At 56.5% G+C, this 310-nt stretch carries 1 pseudogene; it reads left to right on the forward strand.

From position 1 onward, the window contains the following. Nucleotides 1-310, forward strand: a pseudogene (locus tag P0G09_RS17770) (peptidase M23); the annotation flags it as partial.

Consider the following 310-nt stretch of genomic DNA (forward strand, 5'->3'; position numbering starts at 1 on the left):
GCGGAGACTGCCTCCGCAAAGCCGGTCTCGGACGATGCCGTCCCGCCCACGAAGCGGATGCAGAAGATCGAAAGGAAGTCCGAGAAGGCGCATGAGCGTCTGGACGCTGCCCCCGAGAAGCTGCCCACGCACAAGGTCCTCAAGAAAGAGCGTGTCTTTAATGAGGAAACCGGCAAGGGCAAAACCCGCCTTCATTTTGAGGATGAGCTGAAATAGCCCAAGGGCAAAGGCAAGCTGCAATTTGAAGCGGATAAAACCGTCCGCAAGGTTGGTGACTCTCTCGCTTCCGGCATTCACGGCAAAATCCATT

The organism is Faecalibacterium sp. DFI.5.82 (assembly GCF_029076575.1).
GTDB classification, from domain to species: domain Bacteria; phylum Bacillota; class Clostridia; order Oscillospirales; family Ruminococcaceae; genus Faecalibacterium; species Faecalibacterium duncaniae.